At 60.6% G+C, this 21,132-nt stretch carries 25 protein-coding genes and 2 pseudogenes; 14 read left to right on the top strand and 13 right to left on the bottom strand.

The features are described from left to right. Positions 1-114: 114 nt before the first annotated feature. Positions 115-222, bottom strand: a pseudogene (locus tag ACTNB1_RS14560) (helix-turn-helix transcriptional regulator); the annotation flags it as partial. 96 nt (positions 223-318) lie between these two features. Next, a complete protein-coding gene (locus ACTNB1_RS14555; protein WP_441170490.1) occupies positions 319-1,305 on the bottom strand; it encodes a biotin--[acetyl-CoA-carboxylase] ligase in 987 nt (328 codons plus the stop codon). Between the two features lie 127 nt (positions 1,306-1,432). Between ACTNB1_RS14555 and ACTNB1_RS14550 the strand changes: the two genes are divergently transcribed. The 5 genes and pseudogenes from ACTNB1_RS14550 (at position 1,433) to ACTNB1_RS14530 (ending at position 3,566) form a co-directional block, all read left to right on the top strand. After that, a complete protein-coding gene (locus tag ACTNB1_RS14550; RefSeq protein ID WP_441170488.1) occupies positions 1,433-1,966 on the top strand; it encodes a biotin transporter BioY in 534 nt (177 codons plus the stop codon). 66 nt (positions 1,967-2,032) lie between these two features. After that, positions 2,033-2,323, top strand: a complete 291-nt coding sequence (yabP, locus tag ACTNB1_RS14545; RefSeq protein ID WP_441170487.1) for a sporulation protein YabP — start codon at positions 2,033-2,035, stop codon at positions 2,321-2,323. Between the two features lies 1 nt (position 2,324). Continuing rightward, a pseudogene (gene yabQ / locus ACTNB1_RS14540) lies at positions 2,325-2,582 on the top strand (spore cortex biosynthesis protein YabQ); the annotation flags it as partial. A gap of 235 nt (positions 2,583-2,817) precedes the next feature. Beyond that, a complete protein-coding gene (locus tag ACTNB1_RS14535) occupies positions 2,818-3,093 on the top strand; it encodes a septum formation initiator family protein (protein ID WP_441170485.1) in 276 nt (91 codons plus the stop codon). Between the two features lie 29 nt (positions 3,094-3,122). Next, positions 3,123-3,566 (top strand): S1 RNA-binding domain-containing protein, encoded by a 444-nt coding sequence (locus ACTNB1_RS14530; RefSeq protein WP_441170491.1) that lies wholly within the window; start codon positions 3,123-3,125, stop codon positions 3,564-3,566. A gap of 53 nt (positions 3,567-3,619) precedes the next feature. Here the strand turns inward: ACTNB1_RS14530 and ACTNB1_RS14525 are convergent, their stop codons facing one another. From ACTNB1_RS14525 to ACTNB1_RS14490, 8 genes are all read right to left on the bottom strand, one after another. Next, positions 3,620-5,386 (bottom strand): PstS family phosphate ABC transporter substrate-binding protein, encoded by a 1,767-nt coding sequence (locus ACTNB1_RS14525; RefSeq protein WP_441170483.1) that lies wholly within the window; start codon positions 5,384-5,386, stop codon positions 3,620-3,622. A 147-nt stretch (positions 5,387-5,533) separates the two neighbouring features. Then, positions 5,534-5,776 carry an RNA-binding S4 domain-containing protein gene (locus tag ACTNB1_RS14520; protein ID WP_087347698.1) on the bottom strand — a complete coding sequence of 81 codons (243 nt, stop codon included), beginning with the start codon at positions 5,774-5,776 and terminating at the stop codon, positions 5,534-5,536. Between the two features lie 57 nt (positions 5,777-5,833). Beyond that, positions 5,834-6,109 carry an HU family DNA-binding protein gene (locus ACTNB1_RS14515; RefSeq protein WP_441170481.1) on the bottom strand — a complete coding sequence of 92 codons (276 nt, stop codon included), beginning with the start codon at positions 6,107-6,109 and terminating at the stop codon, positions 5,834-5,836. Positions 6,110-6,173: 64 nt separating this feature from the next. Beyond that, on the bottom strand, positions 6,174-6,959 hold the full coding sequence (gene mazG / locus ACTNB1_RS14510) for a nucleoside triphosphate pyrophosphohydrolase (RefSeq protein ID WP_441170479.1): 786 nt from the start codon (positions 6,957-6,959) through the stop codon (positions 6,174-6,176). A gap of 38 nt (positions 6,960-6,997) precedes the next feature. Next, positions 6,998-8,752 (bottom strand): putative polysaccharide biosynthesis protein, encoded by a 1,755-nt coding sequence (locus ACTNB1_RS14505; protein WP_441170478.1) that lies wholly within the window; start codon positions 8,750-8,752, stop codon positions 6,998-7,000. A gap of 12 nt (positions 8,753-8,764) precedes the next feature. Beyond that, on the bottom strand, positions 8,765-10,066 hold the full coding sequence (locus tag ACTNB1_RS14500; protein WP_441170477.1) for an amidohydrolase family protein: 1,302 nt from the start codon (positions 10,064-10,066) through the stop codon (positions 8,765-8,767). A 40-nt stretch (positions 10,067-10,106) separates the two neighbouring features. After that, complete coding sequence (locus ACTNB1_RS14495) at positions 10,107-10,934, bottom strand: purine-nucleoside phosphorylase (protein ID WP_441170475.1); 828 nt, start codon at positions 10,932-10,934, stop codon at positions 10,107-10,109. 65 nt (positions 10,935-10,999) lie between these two features. Continuing rightward, positions 11,000-11,392 carry a zinc ribbon domain-containing protein gene (locus ACTNB1_RS14490; RefSeq protein WP_441170474.1) on the bottom strand — a complete coding sequence of 131 codons (393 nt, stop codon included), beginning with the start codon at positions 11,390-11,392 and terminating at the stop codon, positions 11,000-11,002. Between the two features lie 309 nt (positions 11,393-11,701). Between ACTNB1_RS14490 and ACTNB1_RS14485 the strand changes: the two genes are divergently transcribed. From ACTNB1_RS14485 to ACTNB1_RS14450, 8 genes are all read left to right on the top strand, one after another. Beyond that, positions 11,702-11,914: a FeoA family protein gene (locus tag ACTNB1_RS14485; RefSeq protein WP_441170472.1), complete on the top strand. Its 213-nt coding sequence runs from the start codon at positions 11,702-11,704 to the stop codon at positions 11,912-11,914. Positions 11,915-11,927: 13 nt separating this feature from the next. Then, positions 11,928-12,149, top strand: coding sequence for a FeoA family protein (locus ACTNB1_RS14480; protein ID WP_441170471.1), 222 nt, complete (start codon positions 11,928-11,930; stop codon positions 12,147-12,149). A gap of 73 nt (positions 12,150-12,222) precedes the next feature. Beyond that, the gene (gene feoB / locus ACTNB1_RS14475) at positions 12,223-14,604 is read left to right on the top strand and encodes a ferrous iron transport protein B (protein WP_441170469.1); all 2,382 of its coding nucleotides are present in this window, start codon (positions 12,223-12,225) and stop codon (positions 14,602-14,604) included. A gap of 21 nt (positions 14,605-14,625) precedes the next feature. After that, positions 14,626-14,799, top strand: a complete 174-nt coding sequence (locus ACTNB1_RS14470; RefSeq protein WP_441170467.1) for a FeoB-associated Cys-rich membrane protein — start codon at positions 14,626-14,628, stop codon at positions 14,797-14,799. Between the two features lie 14 nt (positions 14,800-14,813). Then, complete coding sequence (locus ACTNB1_RS14465; RefSeq protein ID WP_441170465.1) at positions 14,814-15,185, top strand: metal-dependent transcriptional regulator; 372 nt, start codon at positions 14,814-14,816, stop codon at positions 15,183-15,185. 149 nt (positions 15,186-15,334) lie between these two features. Continuing rightward, entirely contained in the window at positions 15,335-15,976 is a 642-nt protein-coding gene (locus ACTNB1_RS14460; RefSeq protein WP_441170464.1) for an HAD family hydrolase, read from the top strand. Between the two features lie 59 nt (positions 15,977-16,035). Beyond that, positions 16,036-17,637 (top strand): peptide chain release factor 3, encoded by a 1,602-nt coding sequence (locus ACTNB1_RS14455; protein ID WP_441170462.1) that lies wholly within the window; start codon positions 16,036-16,038, stop codon positions 17,635-17,637. A 91-nt stretch (positions 17,638-17,728) separates the two neighbouring features. Beyond that, positions 17,729-18,106, top strand: coding sequence for a hypothetical protein (locus tag ACTNB1_RS14450; protein ID WP_441170460.1), 378 nt, complete (start codon positions 17,729-17,731; stop codon positions 18,104-18,106). On the opposite strand, the gene ACTNB1_RS14445 is transcribed toward ACTNB1_RS14450, so the two are convergent. Genes ACTNB1_RS14445 through ACTNB1_RS14435 form a run of 3 tightly spaced genes read right to left on the bottom strand, consistent with a single transcriptional unit; the run spans position 18,085 to position 20,169 of the window. Then, positions 18,085-18,522: a PaaI family thioesterase gene (locus ACTNB1_RS14445; protein ID WP_441170459.1), complete on the bottom strand. Its 438-nt coding sequence runs from the start codon at positions 18,520-18,522 to the stop codon at positions 18,085-18,087. The two genes, ACTNB1_RS14450 and ACTNB1_RS14445, sit on opposite strands and share 22 nt — an antisense overlap. Continuing rightward, positions 18,506-19,429 (bottom strand): SufB/SufD family protein, encoded by a 924-nt coding sequence (locus tag ACTNB1_RS14440; RefSeq protein WP_441170457.1) that lies wholly within the window; start codon positions 19,427-19,429, stop codon positions 18,506-18,508. Before ACTNB1_RS14440 ends, ACTNB1_RS14445 begins: the two co-directional genes overlap by 17 nt. Then, a complete protein-coding gene (locus ACTNB1_RS14435; RefSeq protein ID WP_441170455.1) occupies positions 19,429-20,169 on the bottom strand; it encodes an ABC transporter ATP-binding protein in 741 nt (246 codons plus the stop codon). The genes ACTNB1_RS14440 and ACTNB1_RS14435 overlap by 1 nt, the downstream gene beginning before the upstream one ends. A 141-nt stretch (positions 20,170-20,310) precedes the next feature. Here ACTNB1_RS14435 and ACTNB1_RS14430 point away from each other — a divergent pair, with 141 nt between their 5' ends. Next, positions 20,311-20,925: a ferritin family protein gene (locus tag ACTNB1_RS14430; protein ID WP_441170454.1), complete on the top strand. Its 615-nt coding sequence runs from the start codon at positions 20,311-20,313 to the stop codon at positions 20,923-20,925. Positions 20,926-21,132 lie beyond the last annotated feature (207 nt).

Raw genomic sequence — 21,132 nt, 5'->3', positions numbered from 1 at the left:
CCCCTCCACGGGGCGCATACCGCCTTTTCTTGTTATCCAGCCCTCCGGCTGTATCGGTTGAGCAAAAGTCCGCGTGGGATTGATGTGGTATCTTTAACTTTGGGAAACTCCCAGCTCCCACTTGCTCACCGCCTGGCGGGACACCCCAACCCGGGCGGCCAGCTCCTCCTGGGACAGCTTTTTCTGTTTGCGATAGTATTGGATCTTTTCACCTAATGTCATATCCCGTCACCTCCTGACGGCTTCAGGCTACCAGAAAACGCGGTTGCGATCCACCAGCAACGGCTGGAACTTTCCGCAACCAGCGGTTGCGAAGGGTCAAACATACCCCAAAAGGCCTCGAACAGACACTTCTCCGGAGGAGATGACCTCTTCCCCGCCGTCCTTCCAGGCCACCCGCAGGGAAAAGTCCTCTTCCACCCCCAGCGCGGTGCCCTCCCGTTCCCCGGCGGCGAACAGCACCCGGATCGGCTGTCCCACGGTGAGACAGTCGGCCCGGTAGCGCTCCAGCCACTGCGCCCGCTCCTGAGGAAAACCAGTATACAGGCGGTCCAGGCTGTCCAGCAGCGCCCGGGCTACCTCCGCCCGGCGGGGAGCCTTCCCCAAAGCCTGGGCCAGCGAAATGGCCACCGGAGCCACCTCAGGCCCAAAGTCGACCTCAGTCTGGCTGACGTTCACGCCGATGCCCACCACCACATACCGGAGGGCGGCGGTCTCAGCCTCCAGCTCCAGCTCGGTGAGGATGCCGCACAGCTTGCGGCCGTTCAGGATCACATCGTTGGGCCACTTGATACCGGGCCGGATGCCGCACACCGCCTCAATGGCGTCGCACACCGCCACCGCCGACCAGGCGGTGAGGGCAGACACCTCAGACAGGGGGCATTCTGGTCTCAGGGCCGCCGACAGATAGAGTCCCTTTCCCGGCGGGGAAACAAAACTGCGCCCCCGGCGGCCCCGGCCGCCGGTCTGCTCCCCTGCCACCACTGTCAGGCCGTCGGGGACCTCCCCAACCGCCCGGCGCTTGATCTCGTTGTTGGTGGAATCCACTGTATCCAGGCAGATGATCTCGCCACCCACCCGGCGCCCTGGCCTGGCAAGCTCTCCCGCCGAGAGCAGGTCGGGGGATTCCTCCAGCCAATATCCCTTTCTGGGGGCAGAGGAAATGAGATAGCCCTCCTGACGCAGCGCCTCCATAGCCTTCCACACCGCCGCCCGGCTTACCCCCAGCGCTCGGCTCATGGCCTCCCCGGACAGAGGCTCTCCCTCCTGCTGCCGCAGCAGGGTCAGCACATCATCCCGCAGCATATCGGTCCCTCCTTTTTCCTCATTGTACCGTTGCGAGTGTTTTCATGTCAACCTTTCTTTTCTTTTGGTTGACATTTCTTATATTGTAAACTATAATTCACTTTAAGTTTACAATATGGAGGCAACCATGAAAACAAGACAGTTGGCATCCACAGGCATTATGGCGGCATTGATCGTCATCTGCGCCTGGATCACCATCCCCACGGTGGTGCCCTTCACCATGCAGACCTTTGCCATTTTTCTGGCGGTGGGGCTTTTAGGCGGCAAGCTGGGCAGCCTGGCGGTGGGGGTATACCTGCTGCTGGGGGCGGTGGGCCTGCCGGTGTTCTCCGGCTTCCGGGGCGGTCTGGGGACCTTTGCCGGGGTCACCGGCGGTTACCTGCTGGGCTTTCTGCTGCTGGCTCTGGTCATGTGGCTGGGAGAGCGGCTCTTCGGGGACAACACAGTGGTCTTTCTCCTGTCGGCCATCGCGGGGCTGGCGGTGTGCTATTTTTTCGGCACGGCGTGGTACCTGCTGCTCTACACCAGGACCACCGGACCGGTGAGCCTGTGGACAGTGCTGGGCAGCTGTGTGTTCCCCTTCCTCCTTCCTGACGGGCTGAAGCTGGCGCTGGCGCTGGTCCTTCGCCGTCGGCTGCACCCCGCCCTGCAGATGAAATAGGACACATATCCCTATCCCCCGTCCCATATAGATAGACAAGACTATGTGGGAAAGGCGGGGTGGAGCATGCCCTATGAGGACAACCGGATGCGGCCGGAGGCCGCCCATCACATCATCCTGGAGGAACGGGAACGGCTCTCTGTCTCCGGCGTGGAGGAAGTGGAGAGTTTTGACGAGAACACCATCGTTATGAGCACCAGCCGAGGCACTTTGGTGATCCGGGGAGAAAATCTGCACATCGAGAAGCTCAGTCTGGACGGCGGAGACCTGAAGGTAGAGGGGGACATCGACGCGCTGACCTACGAGGACGGCGGCCGTGACCGCTCTGGCGGCCTGCTGGCCCGGCTGTTCCGCTGAGATGGCCGGACCACTGGGGTGGCAGGCCGTCTTTCTGGCCGGAGGTCTGGCTCTGGGTCTGGGTGTCGGCCTGCTGTACGACCTGCTGCGGGTCATGCGGGTGCGCATCCCGCTGCCTCTGATCGGCGGGATATTGGATCTGCTGTTTTGGCTGGCGGTGACGGTGGGCTTGTTCGTATACGCCACTGCCGTGGGTAACGGCGAAGTGCGCTTCTATGTCATCGCCGCAGTGCTGCTCGGCGCCACGGCCTACTTTCTGTCCGCCAGCCGCTGGGTGCTCAAGGCAGGCTATGCTCTGGCTGATTTGATATCCATAATTTGTAAAATATTGCTCTTTCCTGTTCATCTGCTGCTGCGCCTGGGCAAAAAACTTTCAAAAACCGCAAAAAAATCCTTCCATTATCAGCTGAAGTGGTATAAAATAAGACTACTATCCAGGGAAATGGATGAGATACACCGGGCAGTACGAGAGCAAGCTGGGGAAGGAGCCGTCCATGAAGGTCAAAAAAGCGTCTCTTTTAACAAAGATCGTGGTTCTGGCTCTGCTCATCGCCGCCGCTACCGCTCTGCTGAATCTGCAGCACAAGATCACCGCAGCCCAGGCCGATCTGGCTCAGGCGCAGTCGGAAGTGGCCGCCCAGAAGCAGATCAACGCGGATCTGGCCGACGCGGTGGAAAACAGCGACGACCCGGAGCGTCAAACCGACATCGCCAGGGATAAGCTGGGTCTGGTGGAGCCGGGTGAGTATGTCTTCTATTTCACCGATTGAATTTAAAAGAGAGGATTTTGCTGGCAATTATGGAGTTTGGTGTTGGTTCGATTGTGGAAGGAAAGGTCACGGGGATTACGAAGTTCGGCGCGTTTGTCGCCTTGCCGGAGGGCAAGTCGGGACTGGTGCATATCTCTGAGATCGCCTATACCTATGTCAACGATGTAAAGGATCATCTGAAGGAAGGTCAGGAGGTCAAGGTCAAGGTCATCGGCATTGACGAGAACGGCCGCATCAACCTCTCCATCAAGAAGGCTATGGATCCTCCCCCCCGTCCCGCTGGCCAGGGCCGTCCCATGGGCCGTCCTGCCTCGCACAACGGCGGCGGCATGGGCTTCCGGGGCAAGCCCGCTCCGGCGGAGCCCACCAGCTTTGAGGACCGTCTCAAGCAGTTTATGGCCGCTTCGGACAGCAAGCTGTCCGAGCTGCGCCAGGCGGAGCGCCGCAGCTCCCGCCGGGGTGGCCGGAAATAAGAATGAAAAGGACCTGCCGCATTGCGGCAGGTCCTTTTTTATCGGAAAACTCTTTACTTTAGGGGACCGAAACCGGCGTTGGACACACAGTCCTGTCCCGCCGAACTGAGCATAAAGTCCGCCATCTGCCGGGCCAGGGAGCCGGCCGGCGCGTCAGAGCGGACCACCGTGTAGTTGTATCCCGCCAGGGGATAACTGCCGTCGGCGATAGTCTCGTCGGTAGGATATACCCCGTCCACCTCCAGCAGCTTGAGGGCGTCCGGCCCCACCAGGATGGGCGTGGTCTGGAGGTAATAGTAGTAGATGCTGTACCCCAGGCCGTAGGTCAGAGGATCCTCCTGCCCGGCATCGTCCACATCGGTGAGCACCGAGGCCATAGCCACCGAGGTGGTCTCCCTCTGGATGTCCGGGTGGATCTCCCCACCCTGGAGGAAGAACTCCTCCATCTGAGCCTGACTGCCGCTGTCCCGATTGCGGCAGAAGGGGATTAATTGGGCATCCGGCCCGCCGATCTGATTCCAGTTCGTATATGCGTTATTCACATATACATTTCGTATCTGTTCCATGGTCAGTCCCGTGATGGGATTGTCCCCGTTGGTGAAGAACACCATGGCGTCATAGGCCATGGGAATGAGCTCCAGCTCCACACCGGCAGCCGCCGCCTTGTCCAGGGTATCCTGGGTGGGCTTGGTGGAGGCAAAGAGGATATCAGCCTCTCCGCTGATAAGCCGGTCATAGGAATAGAAGCTCTTGGAGTTGCTCTCAGGGAACTGGGGATGATTGCTGTAGTTGGCAAACAGGGCGCCATATACCGCCATGGTATAGGGGTAGGTGGAGGTGGAGCCGTCGATCACCGGCATCTTCTGATCAAAGCCATAGTCGATGGCCGTCTGGGTGGGATACCAGGGCAGCTGCTGCCGGGCGCCGTTGAGGAACTGAATGGCCTCTCCCCGCTGGGCTGGCTTATCCCATTCCGCCAGGTAGGCATAGACAGGCGCGCCGTCATTGGGGTCGGTCTCCCCTGTCTCTTGCATGGTCTGGATGAGAGGGACATTGGCTTTGGCAAACGCCAGGTAGGAATTCAGGGCCCAGTCCGGGATGGCAGCGGCGTCATCCAGCTCCAGGTCCTCCGCCGTGCCCTCCGGGATGGTGAGCCATCCCACCTTCGCCATGGCCCGGGCCAGCAGCACGGTGAATTCCCCCCGGGTCACGGTACGGCCAGGTTCAAAGCGCTCCCCCGCCGCGGCGATCCCGGCGGCCCGGACAGCGGAGGCCACATCATAGTACCAGTCCCCCGGTCCCACATCGGCATAGCCCGGGTCACCGGCGGGCTCCAGGCCCAGCAGGCGGCAGACCAGAGCAAAGGCCTCCGCCCGGGTGAGGGGCTGGTCCGCATTCAGCTTTCCCGTCTGGTCTCCCCGGACTACACCGCGGTAATAGAGGTCCCCGGCCCCGTAGTACTCCTCATAGAGCTCCAGGTCCTCCCAGTAGGTAATGCAGTCGGGGAAGCGATATTCCTCTCCCAGGAATACCTCCAGAGGGCGGTCCGCCTGGTCTGCGGGCACCGTGGCAAAGAGCCATTCGCCCCACAGCAGGTTGCTGGTAAGCCCCACCGGCTCCCCGGTGTCGGCATACCGCACCGACAGCCGCCGGCTGTCCGTCCAGCTCAGTTCCGCCCCTTCCGGGCAGTGCAGGCGGACAGTTACATAGCTTCCGCCTCCTTCGGTCCGGGTCCACAACCCGTCCGTTGTTCCATTCGCCGCTCCAGCGGCGGGACACAGCAGGGCCAGACACAGGCCCAGAGCAAGCAGCCGTTTCATACAGCCCACATCCTTTCTTCACATTGCTTCCTCCGACTTCATCATAGCACGATTTTTCCCAAAAGAGGCGACAGCTCCATGACATTTTCTTTCTACAGGTAACAAAAAACCGCTGCGGAGCTTGTCCGCAGCGGTTCTTTCGTTTCATCAAAGCAGTTCCTTATACAGGGCGGAGGCCTCCGCCTTGCCGGCGTGCTCGGTGACGGAGAGCACCTCCACCTTCACCGTCCGCTCGCCGAAGCGCAGCTCCAGCACGTCGCCCTCTTTCACCTCATAGCTGGCCTTTACCGGCCGGCCGTTGGCGGTGACCCGCTGGTTGTCGCAGGCCTCGTTGGCCACGGTGCGCCGCTTGATGAGCCGGGATACCTTGAGCCATTTATCCAGCCGCATATCGTTCCTCCTGAAAAAAGGACCGCCGCATGACGCGGCGGTCCCACGCTGTACTGCTTACTCAGACACGATGTCCTTCAGCGCCTTGCCGGGCTTGAACACGGGCACCTTGGAGGCGGGGATCTTGATGCTCTCCTTGGTCTTGGGGTTGCGGCCGATGCGCTCGGCGCGGCACTTCACCTCAAAAGCGCCAAAGCCAACCAGCTGGACCTTGTCGCCCTCAGCCAGGCTCTGGGAAATCACTTCAATGGCAGCGTTGATAGCGTTCTCAGTATCCTTCTTGGACAGGCCGGCCTTCTCGGCAGCCGCATTGATAAGTTCAGCCTTATTCATGTCGATCATTCCTCCTGTGTGATTCGCGGGGTCCCCCCCTGTTATACTTAAGGCGTCGCCGCCTTTAAGTCGTCTCCTTGGCACGCTCCCACAGCTGGTCCAGCTCAGCCAGGGTCATTTCGGTCATGGGCCGGTCCCCGGCCTGCGCCTCCACCTTGCGGAAACGGTCAATGAATTTATCGGTGGCCTGATTCAGGGCATCCTCACAGTCAACCTTCAGGAACCGGGACACATTCACCGCCGAGAACAGCAGATCACCCAGCTCTTCGGCCACGTTGGTGCCTTCAGCCGCGGCGGTCTTCAGCTCCTCCAGCTCTTCAGACAGCTTGTCCAGTGCGCCGGACACGTCCGGCCAGTCAAAGCCCGCCTTTTTGGCCTTCTTCTGCACCTTCTCCGCCCGCCACAGGGCCGGCAGAGAACGGGCTACAGATTCCAGCGCGTCGGTATTGGTGGCTTGTCCCTTTTCCTTGCGCTTGAGCTCCTCCCAGTTGGACAGGACCTCGCCAGTTCCGGACACGCTCACGTCTCCGAACACATGGGGATGGCGATAAATGAGCTTCTTGCACACGCCGTCCGCCACATCGTCCAGGTCGAAGCGGCCCTCTTCCTGCTCCATCCGGGCGTGGAACACCACCTGGAGGAGCACGTCGCCCAGCTCCTCCTTCAAATGCTCCGGACTCTCCTCATCAATGGCCTCCGCCGCCTCATAGGCCTCCTCCAGGAAGTTGCGGCGGATGGACTGGTGGGTCTGCTCCGCGTCCCAGGGACAGCCCCCGGGGGCGCGGAGAATGCGGACAATTTCCTCCAGGTCCTTGACGTTATAAGAATCCTTGTACTGAAAATCTACCATATTTCAAGGCCTCCTGCAACCTTTTTTTCCAAAAAAGTTCACTGAATATGCAAGAGCTTTGCAATTTTGTCCCCCTTGGGCATCATTTCCAGGTCCTCCTTGGAGAGAACACGGAGCAGCACCACCAAAATGGCATACACCACAACGCCCACCAGGATGGCACCGGCGGTGGCCACCGCATTCATCAGGAACGAGCCGGAGAACACCCGGTTGAGCAGGCCGTGGCTGGCCCAGGCGGCCGCGGCCATGATGATAGAGGCAATCAGGGGCTTGATAAATACCAGGTGATAGCGGGGCGGCTGGGGAACCATCCGCTTGATGATAAGCAGGTTGAGCACGCCCACCACCACAAAGCAGGTCAGGGTGCCAATAGGCGCACCGTAGATCATGATTTTGGGATTACCCACCAGAGTATAGCTTACCAGAACCTTGCACACGCCGCCGATCACCATGGTGATGATGGGCAGGTTAACAATGCCGTTTGCCTGAAGGATGGAGGACGCCACCACCTGAATGCACACAAAGATGGAGGCAATGCCCAGGATGGACAGCAGCGGACCGGCAATGCTCACATCCACGTTGCCCACGGTGAGCAGCTGAATGATGGGTCCGCCCAGGGCCAGCAGGCCGAAGCCGCAGGGCAGCGCCACCAGGGCGGAGATGCGCAGAGCGGACTCAGTGGTACGGCGGGCTCCCAGCCGGTCCCGCCGGGCAATGCAGGCGGACACGCCGGGAACGATGCAGGCGGTAAAGGGCACCATCAGGTTGAAGGGCAGGTTGTAGACGCTCATGGTCTTGCTGTAGATGCCGTACAGCGTGCGGGCGGAGTCCAGAACAGGGTCCAGGGTGGTGTTCGGGTTAACCAGCACGTCGGCCTGCCAGGCGGCTAAGTTCTCCTGGAACATGGCCTCCGCCTTGGGGAAGATGTCCAGCACGCTGTTGCTTACTCCGGTGAGGCCGTCCCCCATGGCGGTAAACACGCTCTGGAGCTGGCTCTGCACCAGGCCGGTGTCGATGAGGTTGACCACGGACAGGGTGCAGGAGGCCAGACTGATGGGAATGGCCAGTCTCAGCATCTTGAGCAGGATGGTACTGCTCTTGTCCGGCGTATCGGTGGCCACCACCTTCTCCCGCCGTTTGGTGCGGATGTGGTTGATGATCAGATAGACAAGAGACAGGATGGCACCGATGGACACGCCCACCAGGGCGCCCGCGGCGGCCAGCCGATCCCGGGTATCCTCGGGCTGGATGGCAGAGTTCAGAATGAGCATGGCTAGGCCCAGGCCCAGCACCATTTTGCACAGAGCCTCAATGACCTGGGACACGCCGGTGGGCACCATGTTCAGGTGACCCTGCGCATAACCCCGGAAGGCAGAGCAGCAGGTACACAGCACTGCCGGAGACAGGGCGAGCACCGCAAAGACTGCCTTTTCATTCTGGAGTACATATTTTGCCACAATGGGAGAGAACACCGACATGCACAGGAAGCTGATGGTGCCCATCACCAGGAAGGCGGCCAGGGCCACCCGGAACACCCGCTCCTTCTGGTTGTGCAGGCCCAGAGCGTTGCACTCGCTCACCGTCTTAGACAGGGCCACCGGCAGGCCGGCGGTGGAGATGGTGAGGAACACGGTATAGATGTTGTAGGCCGCATTAAAGTCGCCGTAGGCCTCGTCAGGCAGCAGGGCAGTCAGCGGGATCTTATAGATGGCGCCGATGATCTTCACCAGGATGGTGGTCATGGTCAGGAAGGCAGCAGCACCGTAAAAGGTATTTTTCTTCTGGCTAGACAACGATAATCCCCCTTATTTTTCGGAAAACAGCAGGGGCAGAGCATAGTCCGCCAGCTCCCGCTTCACCCGCTCCAGGTCGATGGTGTAGAACTCCCCATCCTGATATATGACCTTGCCGCGGGCCATATTCATCACCACGTCGGAGCCGTGGGCGGCGTAGGCCAGGTTGGAGAGCACACTGTGGCAGGGAGTCAGGTTCAGGTGAGAGAAGTCCACCAGGATCAGGTCGGCCTCATACCCCGCCTGAATGGAGCCGGTCTTACGGCCCAGGGCCTTGGCACCGTCGCAGGTAGCCATGCGCAGCGCGTCAATAGGCAGCAGGGCCAGAGGATCGCAGTTGGCCCCGTTGTGGAGGATGGCGGCCAGCTTCAGGTCCCCAAAGAAATCCGTGCAGTTGTTGGAGGACACACCGTCGGTGCCCAGACACACGTTGACCCCCGCCTTCTTCATGGCCGGGATGGGGGCGATGCCGCTGCCCAGCTTCAGGTTGGACATGGGGTTGTGAATGGCGGACACCCCCTTCTGAGCCATAATGGCCCAGTCCTCCGGGGTAGTCCACACGCAGTGGGCGGCGATGGCGCGGCCGTCCCACACGCCGTAGTCGTTGAGGGTCTGGATGGGAGTCTTGCCGTGGCGCGCGATACACTGCTCGTGCTCCGTGCGGGTCTCCGAGATATGGACATGCATGCCCAGGTTCCGCTCTCTGGCGTAATCTGCCATCCACTGCCACAGCTCCTTGTGGGAGGTGTACTCGCCATGAATGGAGGCGTCCACCAGGATCTGGCCGTCATTGTAGCCGTGCCACTTCTCGGTCATCTCCCGCTGCACCACGCAGTCGTGGTGGGTGGCGGGATCCAGACCATCGCAGAACTGCACGCCGCCGCAGGAGAGATTGGCGCTGATCCCACTGGCCGCCACCGACTGAGCCACCGCATCGGTGTGACCGTACATGTCGGCGATGGTGGTGATGCCGGAGGCAATCATCTCCGCCAGGCCCAGGGAAGTGCACGCCTTCACAGCGCGGTCGTCCCACTTGGCCTCCACAGGGAAGATATAGTTGTTCAGCCAGTCCTGCAGGTTGTTTCCATCCCCATACCCACGCATGGCAGTCATGGGCACATGGGTGTGGGCGTTGACGAAGCCGGGCATGAGCACGTTGCCCTTGCCGTCGATCTCCCGGTCAAAGGTCCCCTGAGGACGCTGGGTACCCACCCAGGTGATCTTGGTACCCTCTACCGTCACGTAGGCGCCGGGCAGCACAGTACCCGCCTGGTCCATCAGAACGGCGGTACAGTTATGAATGAGAATGGACATAACGTGTTGGTCTCCTTATTGTTATTGTATAGTCCAGGTTTTATCCGATCTGCTTCAGGCAGGCCAGCACCAGACGGGAGAACTTGTCCCGGCAGGCGGCGGCAGCCTCCAGGACCTCCTCCTCGGAGAGGGGCTGATCCAGGATGCCGGCAGCCATATTGCTCAGCAGGGTGAAGCCCAGCACCTGCATGCCGCAATGGCCGGCCACGATGACCTCGGGAGCGGTGGACATGCCCACCGCGTCGGCTCCGGCAATACGGGCAAAGCGCACCTCGGCGGGGGTCTCGTACTGAGGCCCGGGGAAGTACATGTATACGCCCTCTTTCAGGTCGATGTTCAGCTCACCGGCGGCCTTCCGGGCTACCTCCCGGAGGGCGGGCGTGTACAGATGGGAGGCGTCGGGGAACCGGACACCGAACTCAGGCAGATTCTCGCCCCGGAGAGGAGACTCCATAAAAATCTTGATCTGGTCGGTGATGAGCATCAGGTCGCCGGCCTTCCAGTCCATGTTAACGCAGCCGGCGGCATTGGTAACGATAAGCGTATCGCATCCCAGCAGCCGCAGCACCCGGACGGCGTAGGCCACCTCTTCATAGGAGTAACCTTCATAGTGATGCATCCGGCCCTGCATCACCGCCACATTTTTCCCCTCCAGGGTGCCAAACACCAGCTGGCCCTTGTGGCCGGGTGCGGTGGACACCTTGAAGTGGGGGATCTCCCCGTAGGGAACGGCAATGGCGTTCTCCACAATGTCCCCCATATAGCCCAGGCCGGAGCCCAGAATCATAGCCACCTTGGGCTGGAAATCGCCGATCTTGGCCCGGATGGCGTCGGCGCTCTGCTGATACTGTTCAAAGGTATACTGCATATGCTTGTCCTCCTTTTTAGCTGTCAGGGGCCGGGCAGGATTCCCGCCCGGCCGGTGGGCGCGCGTCAGAGCGAAGCGCCGCAGCCTCTGCAGAATTTGTCCTCCTGGCCGCACACCATACCACAGGCAGGGCAGGTCTTGCTGCGGCGCAGTACCGCCACCCGCTCCCGCAGGGTCTCGATGGCGGCGGACTTCTCGTCAATGCCCGCCAGCAGGCTATCCATGGCGGCATGGTCCGTCTCCTGCCCCCGGTGGGCATCGTACACCATCCGGCCGATGGCCTGCAGGTCCCGGTCGATATCTCCCTTTAGGTCAAAGATCTTCATATTCAGCTTGGCCGTGTCCAGCATCTGCCCGGCACACTTGCCCGCGCAGCGGGCGGTCACACCCGCGGCCTCGCTCACTGCCATGGCGGTGCCCCGCACCCGCTCCAGCAGTTCCTTTACCCGGTCGTCCATAGAAAAGCCCTCCTTTGGTTCCCCGGTCAAAGAGATACTAAGGTATTTTACACCTCACCAGGGAAAAAAGCAATTTATTCTATGCGGTTGCAGGGAAAAAGCTGACGCTTTCCTGCTTTGTCCCTCTATTTCCCAATTCCTGCGGCTCTCACCTCTCCTTACTTGCCCTGCAAAAAAATTTTCCAAACAGCATTGACAAATGCAGTTAGTTGTTGTAAACTCATACCCGACCAGGTGGTTAGATGTAGCTAACCACTATTTTATCCCCGACTGGTTAGTCAGGCTAACCAGCAGAGAAAGGAGACCAGCATGATGCCGCTGACAATGGCCAACCAGGGTGAGCCGGTAACCATCCGCAAAATCACAGGAAAGGACGAGGTCCGACAGCACTTGGCAGAGCTGGGCTTCGTGGTGGACGAGACGGTCACGGTAGTCAGTGACCTGAGCGGAAATCTGATCGTTCAGGTAAAAGACAGTCGGATCGCCCTGGATCGGGGCATGGCCAACCGAATTCTGGTGTGAGAGGAGAAACGCTATGAGGACCTTGAAGGACGCCAGGGTAGGCGACACCGTTACGGTGACTCGTCTCCACGGCGAGGGCGCGGTCAAGCGCCGGATCATGGACATGGGCATTACCAAAGGCGTGGAGATCCACGTGCGGAAGGTAGCCCCTCTGGGGGATCCCATGGAGCTGAGCGTGCGGGGCTATGAGCTGAGCGTGCGCAAGGCCGACGCTGAGATGATCGAAATCGGCTGACACCGCCGCCTGAGGCGGCATTTTTTCAGCGGTCGAGTTAGTCGCCGCTAATGCAAGAGAAGGGAGTAAGACCATGGAGCTCAAGATCGCGCTGGCGGGCAATCCGAACTGCGGCAAGACCACGCTGTTCAACGCCCTGACCGGCTCCAGCCAATACGTAGGCAACTGGCCTGGCGTGACGGTGGAAAAGAAGGAAGGCAAGCTGAAGGGCCACAAGGATGTGGTGATTCAAGACCTGCCCGGCATCTATTCCCTGTCCCCCTATACGCTGGAGGAAGTGGTGGCCCGGAATTACCTGGTAAAGGAGCAGCCGGACGCCATCCTCAACATCGTGGACGGCACCAACATCGAGCGCAACCTGTACCTGACCACCCAGCTCATTGAGCTGGGCATCCCGGTGGTGGTGGCAGTGAACATGATCGACCTGGTCCGCAAGAACGGGGACGAGATCGACCTGAACAAACTGGGTACCGCTCTGGGCTGTCAGGTGGTGACCATGAGCGCACTGAAGGGCGAGGGCGGCAAGGAGGCCGCGGAGCAGGCGGTGGCTCTGGCCAAGGCCAAGCGGAGCGGCGAGCTGCCCCATGTGTTCACCGGCAGTGTGGAGCACGCCATCGCCCACATTGAGGAGTCTATTTCCGACCTGGTGGAGGAGCGGTATCTCCGCTGGTACGCCATCAAGGTGTTTGAGCGGGACGAAAAGGTGCTGGAACAGCTGAACCTCACCGGTGAGCTGAAGGAGCATCTGGAGGCCCACATCGCCGACTGTGAGCGGGAGCTGGATGACGACGCTGAGAGCATCATTACCAACCAGCGCTACTCCTACATCAGTTCCGTGGTAAACAAGGCGGTAAAGAAGAAGCGGGCCGCCCACTCCATGAGTACCTCCGACAAGATAGACAAGGTGGTGACCAACCGGATCCTGGCCCTGCCCATCTTCGTGGCGGTGATGATCCTGGTGTACGCCATCTCCATGGGCGGCTGGACGGTTTCCATCGGCACCCGCCTCACCGACTGGGCCAACGACGGTCTGTTCGGCGACGGCTGGTTCGTCCCCTTCACCGCCGATGTGGATGCCTGGGACGAGGCCTCCGGCGCGTTTGAAGAAGCCGAGGCTATGATCGCTGGTTATGAAGCCGGCGACAGCGAGGTCTACTTCTATGATGACGAGACCGGTGAAACCACCGTGGTGCCCGTCACCCAAGAGGCCTATCAGCAGGCTCTCACCGTCCCCGAGCCCGATCCCACAGAATATGGCACCTGGGTGCCCGGCATCCCCGTGCTGGTGGAAAACGGCCTTACTGCCGTGGGCTGCAACGAGGTGCTCCAGGGCCTGATTCTGGACGGCATCGTGGGCGGTGTGGGCGCCGTGCTGGGCTTCGTGCCTCAGATGCTGGTGCTCTTCCTGCTGCTGGCCATTCTGGAGGACGTGGGCTACATGGCCCGTATCGCCTTCATCATGGACCGGATCTTCCGCCGCTTTGGCCTGTCCGGCAAGAGCTTTATCCCCATGCTGGTAGCCACCGGCTGCGGCGTGCCCGGCATCATGGCCTCCCGCACCATCGAGCAGGACCGGGACCGGAAAATGACCGTCATGACCACCGGCTTTATCCCCTGCGGCGCGAAAATGCCCATCATCGCCCTGTTTGCCGGAGCTCTGTTCGGCAAGTCCGCCTGGGTAGCCGTCTCCGCCTACTTCATCGGCGTGGCGGCGGTGGTGATCTCCGGCATCATCCTGAAAAAGACCCGTATCTTTGCCGGTGATCCCGCCCCCTTCGTCATGGAGCTGCCCGCCTATCACGCCCCCTCCGCCGTCAACGTGCTGCGGGCCATGTGGGAGCGCGGCTGGTCCTTCATCAAGCGGGCCGGTACCGTCATCCTCCTGTCCTCCGTCATCCTGTGGTTCCTCCAGGGCTTTGGCTTCACCGAGAGCGGCTTCGGTATGGTGGCCGACAATAACGACTCCCTGCTGGCCGCCGTGGGCCACGCGGTTTCCTTCCTCTTCATTCCCCTGGGCTTCGGCACATGGCAGGCCACGGTGGCCGTGGTTACCGGCCTGATCGCCAAGGAAGAGGTGGTCTCCACCCTCAGCGTTCTCTTCCCCGGAAACACTTCTATGGAGATCGCCGCCCACTTCACCCCCATCGCCGCTTACTCCTTCATGATCTTTAACCTGCTGTGCGCCCCCTGCTTCGCCGCCATGGGCGCTATCAAGCGGGAGATGAACAATCCCAAGTGGGCTCTGGGCGCCATCGGTTATATGTGTGGCTTTGCCTATGTGATCTCCCTCATTGTCTACCAGCTGGTAGGCCTGGCCCTGGGCATGGTGTCCTTCGGTCTGGGCACTGTGGTTGCCGTGGTCCTGCTGGCCGCGTTGATTTACCTGCTGGTGCGTAAGAACAAGTACGCCGATCAGGGTGCCGGCCTGCGGGCTGTGGCTGCTGCGGCGAAGTAACACAAAGAAAGGAGCATCTATATGCCCTCTATCCTCATCGGGCTGGCGATTGCGGCCATCTGCGCAGCCATTATCGCCAGAGGGATCCACAACAAGCGCAGAGGCAGGGGCGGGTGCTCCTGCGGCGGCTCCTGCGGGAGCTGCGGCTGTTCCGGTCTGTGTCACCCGGAGTCCCGCTCGGACTCCACACCGTAGAAAGGAAGTGCGTTATGGAGCTGACCAACACCAACGTCCGTTATCTGCTGACCATCTATCATCTGTCCAGGGCCCGGCTGGAGGTCTCCTCCAAAGATATCGCCTGTTCGCTGGATGTGTCCCGGGCTTCCGTCACCAGCATGATGGGAGTGCTGACCGATAAGCAGCTGGTAGCCAAGGAGCGCTACGGCAAGGTTCACCTGACCCGTGCCGGTACCCGTCTGGCCAAAGCCCTGTCCGCCCAGGCCGACGCCCTGGCCAGAGAACTGGCGCCCCGGATGGGGCTGTCCGGTGAAGAGGCCTGGAAGGCCGCCTGCGCCGCCGTCTCTGAGCTGCCTCACCGCTGCTTCCCACCTCTTTCTGCGGCTGAACTGCTTCCTGCATGATCCCCTTTCCCTCTTTCCCCTGCCCTGCCCGCCCAGTCATGGGCGGGCAGGGCCTTTTTCGTGCAAAATGCGGGCGCACCGGGCTTGAAATGGCCGCAAGGGGTATGATATAGTATCAGAGTATGTATTGCTGCGGGAGGCGCATTTTCTTGTTTGACGGACTGCTGTTTGATCTGGACGGGACCCTGTGGGACTCGGTGGACGCCATTTGTGTTTCCTGGGGCCGGGTACTGGAGCGGCGGGCACCGGAGCTGGCCGGGCTGATGACCCGGGAGAACGTCACAGGCTGCATGGGGATGCTGCTCCCCGATATCGTGAAAAAAGTGCTGCCCGATCTGCCCCAGGAACAGATCCAGCCGGTACTGAAAGAGCTGCTGGAGGAGGAGAATTCTTACGTGGCTGTCCACGGCGGCGTACTCTATCCCCAGGTACCCGAGACGCTGAAGCTGCTGGCACGGGACTATCCCCTGTGCATCGTCAGCAATTGCCAGGACGGATATATCGAGGCCTTTTTCCAAGCTCACGGCTTGGGACAATATTTTGTGGATTATGAAAATCCAGGCCGCACCGGCAAGGCCAAGGCGGACAACATCGCCCTGGTGGTGGAGCGCCGGGCTATGAAACATCCCCTCTATATTGGGGATACGCAGGGGGACTGCAACGCCGCAACGGCGGCGGGGGTCCCTTTCCTCCACGCCGCCTATGGGTTCGGGACCATTGACCACGAGGTGCCCTTTGTCCGCTCCTTTGCCGAAATCCCGGCGGCTGTGGCACGGCTCAGCCCGCCGTAAGGGGAATACGGGACATTACGGGCATTGACCCTTTGACATTTTACCAAGGAGGAATCACCTTGTCACAATATGAATCTGAAATCAAGCGCCGCAGGACCTTTGCCATTATCTCTCACCCGGACGCCGGTAAGACCACTCTGACGGAGAAGTTCCTGCTCTACGGCGGAGCCATTGCCCAGGCCGGCCAGGTCAAGGGCAAGAAGAACACCCGTGCCGCTACCTCCGACTGGATGGAGATCGAGAAGCAGCGCGGTATCTCGGTCACCTCCTCCGTTATGCAGTTCCAGTACGAGGGCTACTGCATCAACATTCTGGACACCCCCGGCCACCAGGACTTCTCTGAGGACACCTACCGCACCCTGATGGCCGCCGACTCCGCCGTCATGGTCATCGACGCCGCCAAGGGCGTGGAGGCCCAGACCCGGAAGCTGTTCAAGGTCTGCGCCATGCGGGACATTCCCATCTTCACCTTCATCAACAAGATGGACCGGGAGGCCCGGGACTCCTTTGAGCTGCTGGAGGAGCTGGAAAAAGAACTGGGCATTGAGACATACCCGGTGAACTGGCCCATCGGCTGCGGCAAGGACTTTAAGGGCGTATACGACCGTGGCAGCCGGAAGATCATCCACTTCACCTCCAACGGCGGCGCCAAGGCCGCCACCGCTACCGAGGTGGAGCTGGGCGATCCCAACCTGGATGATCTCATCGGCAGCCGCCTCCATCAGCAGCTCACCGACGAGATCGAGCTGCTGGACGGCGCCGCCGCCGAGTTTGGCCTGGACCGGGTCCGCCACGGCAAGCTCTCCCCCGTGTTCTTCGGCTCCGCTTTGACCAACTTCGGTGTAGAGCCCTTCCTGGAGCATTTTCTCCAGATGACCACCGCCCCCCTGCCCCGTAGGGCAGGAGATGAGATCATCGACTCCATGGACGACAGCTTCTCCGCCTTCGTGTTCAAGATCCAGGCCAACATGAACAAGGCCCACCGGGACCGGATCGCTTTCATGCGCATCGTATCCGGCAAGTTCGAGGCGGATAAGGAGGTCTACCACGTCCAGGGCGGCAAGAAGATCCGCCTCTCCCGGCCTCAGCAGCTGATGGCCGCTGAGCGTGAGATCATTGAGGAGGCCTACGCTGGAGACATCATCGGCGTGTTCGATCCCGGCATCTTCTCCATCGGTGACACTCTGTGTACCGCTTCCAAGAAGTTCAAGTTTGATCCCATCCCCACCTTTGCCCCGGAGCATTTCAAGCGGGTGCGCTCCCTGGACACCATGAAGCGCAAGCAGTTCCTGAAGGGCATGGAGCAGATCGCCCAGGAGGGCGCCATCCAGATCTTCAAGACCCCCTACTCCGGCATGGAGGAGGTCATCGTGGGCGTGGTGGGCACCCTGCAGTTCGACGTGCTGGAGTACCGGCTGAAAAACGAGTACAACGTGGATCTGTACATGGAGGGTCTGCCCTACGAGTACCTGCGGTGGATCGAGACTGAGGACGGCCAGCCGGTGAAGGAAGAGGATCTGATCTTGGGTACCGACACCAAGCTGGTGGAGGACTACAAGGGCAACCAGCTGCTGCTGTTCGGCTCCCAGTGGGCGGTGAACTGGACCCAGGACCGGAACAAGAACCTCACCTTCCACGAGTTCGGCGGCACCAAATTTTAAACGCAAAGAGGCCCCGCGGCAACGCCGCGGGGCCTCTTCTTTCACCTTTTCCACTTCTTTGGGATATGATGTGGAAAAGGGGTGTGTTTTTATGGGCAAGGAGCTGGAACAGGCAAATAAATCTCTGTTTTTCCTCACCGTACTGCTGGGATCTATCCTGCTGTCCTGGCAGGCCCTGTGGATTCAGCGGGAGGGACTGTGCCGGGGAGATGCAACCGACGTATCCCGGCTGCGTCTGGCGGCTTCGGTGCTGGTGGTACTGTCGCTGGCCGTGTTCTTCTGCCTGGCCCTTCATAGTCGCCGGGACGCGGAGGGAACGGCGGGAGAAGGCTCCGCCGACATCAATGTGCTGGCTTCCCTGCTGGTGCTGCTGGCCGCCCTGCTGCGGCTGGCCGATCTGCTCAGAGAGCCAAAAAACGTCCCCGCCGATGACGGCGGGGACGTTTTTCAATCTCTCTTGGGCAGCTGATACTCGCCGGTAGCGTAAAACGTAAAAATACCGGTGGCCACCAGCCGCTTCTCAGAATCGGTGATGGAGATGTCATACACCAGAATGGTGCGGCCCACCTTCTTGGGAACAGCCGCGCAAAATACCTTGTCGCCCTTGGCTGCCGACAAAAACTGCATGGAACTGTCCAGGGTGACGCAGGTGCGGCCGGTGGTAAAGGCAGCGGTGCCCGCCACCGTGTCGGCCAGGGTAAACAGTGCGCCGCCGTGGACTACGCCCATGGGGTTTTTGGTATCGGTGCAAATCTCCATTTCCCCCTCGGCGGAGTAGTCGTCGTAGATGGCGGTCACCTTCGCGCCGCTCTTGGGGCCAAAGTAGGGACCGCTGTTGACCTTGTCCAGCATGCCGTCGTAAACTTTTTTACTGCAGGAATCCATCCAGAATCTTCTCCTCTGCCTCCTGTTCGGTGAGGCCCAGGGTCATCAGCTTGAGGATCTGATCACCGGCGATACGGCCGATAGCCGCCTCGTGAACCAGCTGGGCATCCACATGGTTGGCCACGATGGCAGGGATGGAGGAAATCCGGGCCTGGCCCATGATAATAGAATCGCACTGGACATGGCCAAAGCACTTGGCGTTGCCCGTCATTTTGGGGTAGAACACCTGCACCGAGTCATCCTGGGCCACGGAACGGGAGATGACCCGCCCGGAGGCGTCCTCCCCATCCAGAATGATCTCCATGTCGCTCTCGGCGGTCTGCTGGCCGTGGGTGAGCAGCTTTTCGGTGATGACCACCTCAGCCCGGGGACCTGCCACGATCTTGGTCTCCCGCTTGGTGGAGTCCACGCCCCGGATCTGGGTGGACTCCATGTTCAGGGAAGCACCCTCGTCCAGATAGACGATGGTCTGAGGATTCATGATCCGCTTGCCGGTACCGGGACCCTCGCCGTAGTGCCGCTCCACATAGCGCACCTTGGAGTTCTTGCCGATGTGGAAGGTGTGCACGCCGTCGTGCTGGCTGGTCTCGCAGCCGGTATTGTGGATGCCGCAGCCCGCCACGATATCCACATCGCAGTCGTCCCCAATGAAGAAATCGTTGTACACCAGTTCACTCAGGCCAGTCTGGCTGATGATGACCGGGATGTGCACCGACTCGTGCTTGGTGCCCGGCTTGACGGTGATGTCGATGCCCGACTTGCCCGGCTCGGTCTTGGTGGTGATCTCAATGTTGGCGGTATTGTTGCGGGAATCCAGCTGGCCGTTGCGGCGGATGTTGTAGGCGCCCTGAGGGGTCTTTTCCAGATCCGCGATCTCCTTGAGGAGCTTCCACTCTGCCTGATCCATTACTTGTCCGCTCCTTCCGAAAGATAGGTACAGCCCGTGCTGGTATTGGCCAGGATCTGGGGGAAAATCTCCTCCTTGGGGCCGTGCTTCTGAATCTTACCGTCGGCGATCATTACAATCTCGTCAGCCAGATCAATGATGCGCTCCTGGTGGGAGATGACCACCAGGGTGGCCTCTCGCTTCTGATGAATACGCTTAAAGGTCTCGGTGAGCTTGGCGAAAGACCACAGGTCGATACCGGCCTCCGGCTCGTCAAAGATCATCAGCCCGGATTTGCGGGCCAGGATGGTGGCGATCTCAATGCGCTTGACCTCGCCGCCGGACAGAGAGGCGTCCACCTCCCGGTCGATATAGTCCCCGGCGCACAGTCCCACCTTGGTAAGGTACTGGCAGCTCTCCTCCCGAGTGAGCTTGGGGTTGCCCGAAGCCAGGCTGAGCAGGTCCTTCACCTTCAGACCCTTGAAGCGGGGGGGCTGCTGGAAGCCGTAGCTCACACCCAGCCGGGCGCGGTCGGTGATGGACATATGGGTAATATCGGTGCCGTTCCAGGAAATACTGCCCCCGGTGGGCTCCACCAGGCCCATGATCGTCTTGGCCAGGGTGGTCTTGCCGCCGCCGTTGGGGCCGGTGATGACCAGAAATTGATTGTCTGCCACGGTGAGGGACACGTCGTTGAGGATGCCCAGTTCCTGGCCTGCCTCGTCCTCCACCTGATAGCTGAGATGCTTGATCTCCAGCATGAGCCGTTCTCTCCTTTGTTTGTTGGTTATCCCAGAGTTAGTATTTTATCACGCTCCCCAGCAAAATACAACCCTAGCGGGACAAATGTTGGCATTGCGGCATAGAATAGGTGGAATCCAAACAGAATTGGAGGAGATGGCATGGAACAAACTTCCATTCCCGGTGTGGACCGGGAGGTTTTTGAACGAGTCTGGCGGAGAGTCATGCCGGAGGACCGGGGAGACTGCCCGTTCACTCTGGCTGAGCAGAATGAGCAGGAACCCGACACGCTGCCCATCCTGGCGGTACCGGCGGCGCCCCAGGTCGTGATGCTGGGACAAGCGGACGAGGAGCCAGATGTGTCCTGTCTGGGCCCCGCTTCCGCCGCTTACGGTGTAGCCCTGCAGGGATACATAGACGACGAGCTGGCCGACTGGCGGCGATATCAGGCGCTGGCACGCCGCACGCCCGGCGGCGGCGGACGGATGCTGGCCGCGGTGGCCGCCGACGAGCGCCGCCACGCCAAGAAGCTGAGCACCGCCTATTTTCTGATCTCCGGGGTACGCTACTGGCCCGAGGTCCGGGCTGCTCAGCCTGCGGTACCCCTGCACGCCGCGCTGCGGGAGCGGTTTTGGGAGGAGCAGCGGGGCGCTGCCTCCTACCAGGCTGCTGCCGCTGAGACCACCGACCCTTGCCTGAAAGAGCTCTTTTCCGAGCTGGCCGGTGAAGAGGAGGCACACGTCTGGACGATCCGCAGCGTGCTTGAGCAGCTGTAAGCCAGGCGACATATAAAACGGGGCCGCTGCCAATGGCAGCGGCCCCTTGTGCTTGTCAAAACTTACTTCAGGTTGAAGAAAGCGTCCTTGCCCAGATACTGAGCAACATCGCCCAGCAATCCCACAAAAAGCCTCAGCTTTCTGTGGGAACCCTGATTTATTTCACTTGCTCGGCGGAAGTGAATTCCGCCTGCGCCAAGGTTTTGG

The sequence above is a fragment of the Flavonifractor sp. HCP28S3_F3 genome (assembly GCF_052065355.1).
Classification (GTDB): Bacteria; Bacillota; Clostridia; order Oscillospirales; family Oscillospiraceae; genus Flavonifractor.
The sequence above is the reverse complement of the archived record's forward strand: the minus strand, read 5'-3'. Positions and strand labels throughout refer to the sequence as shown.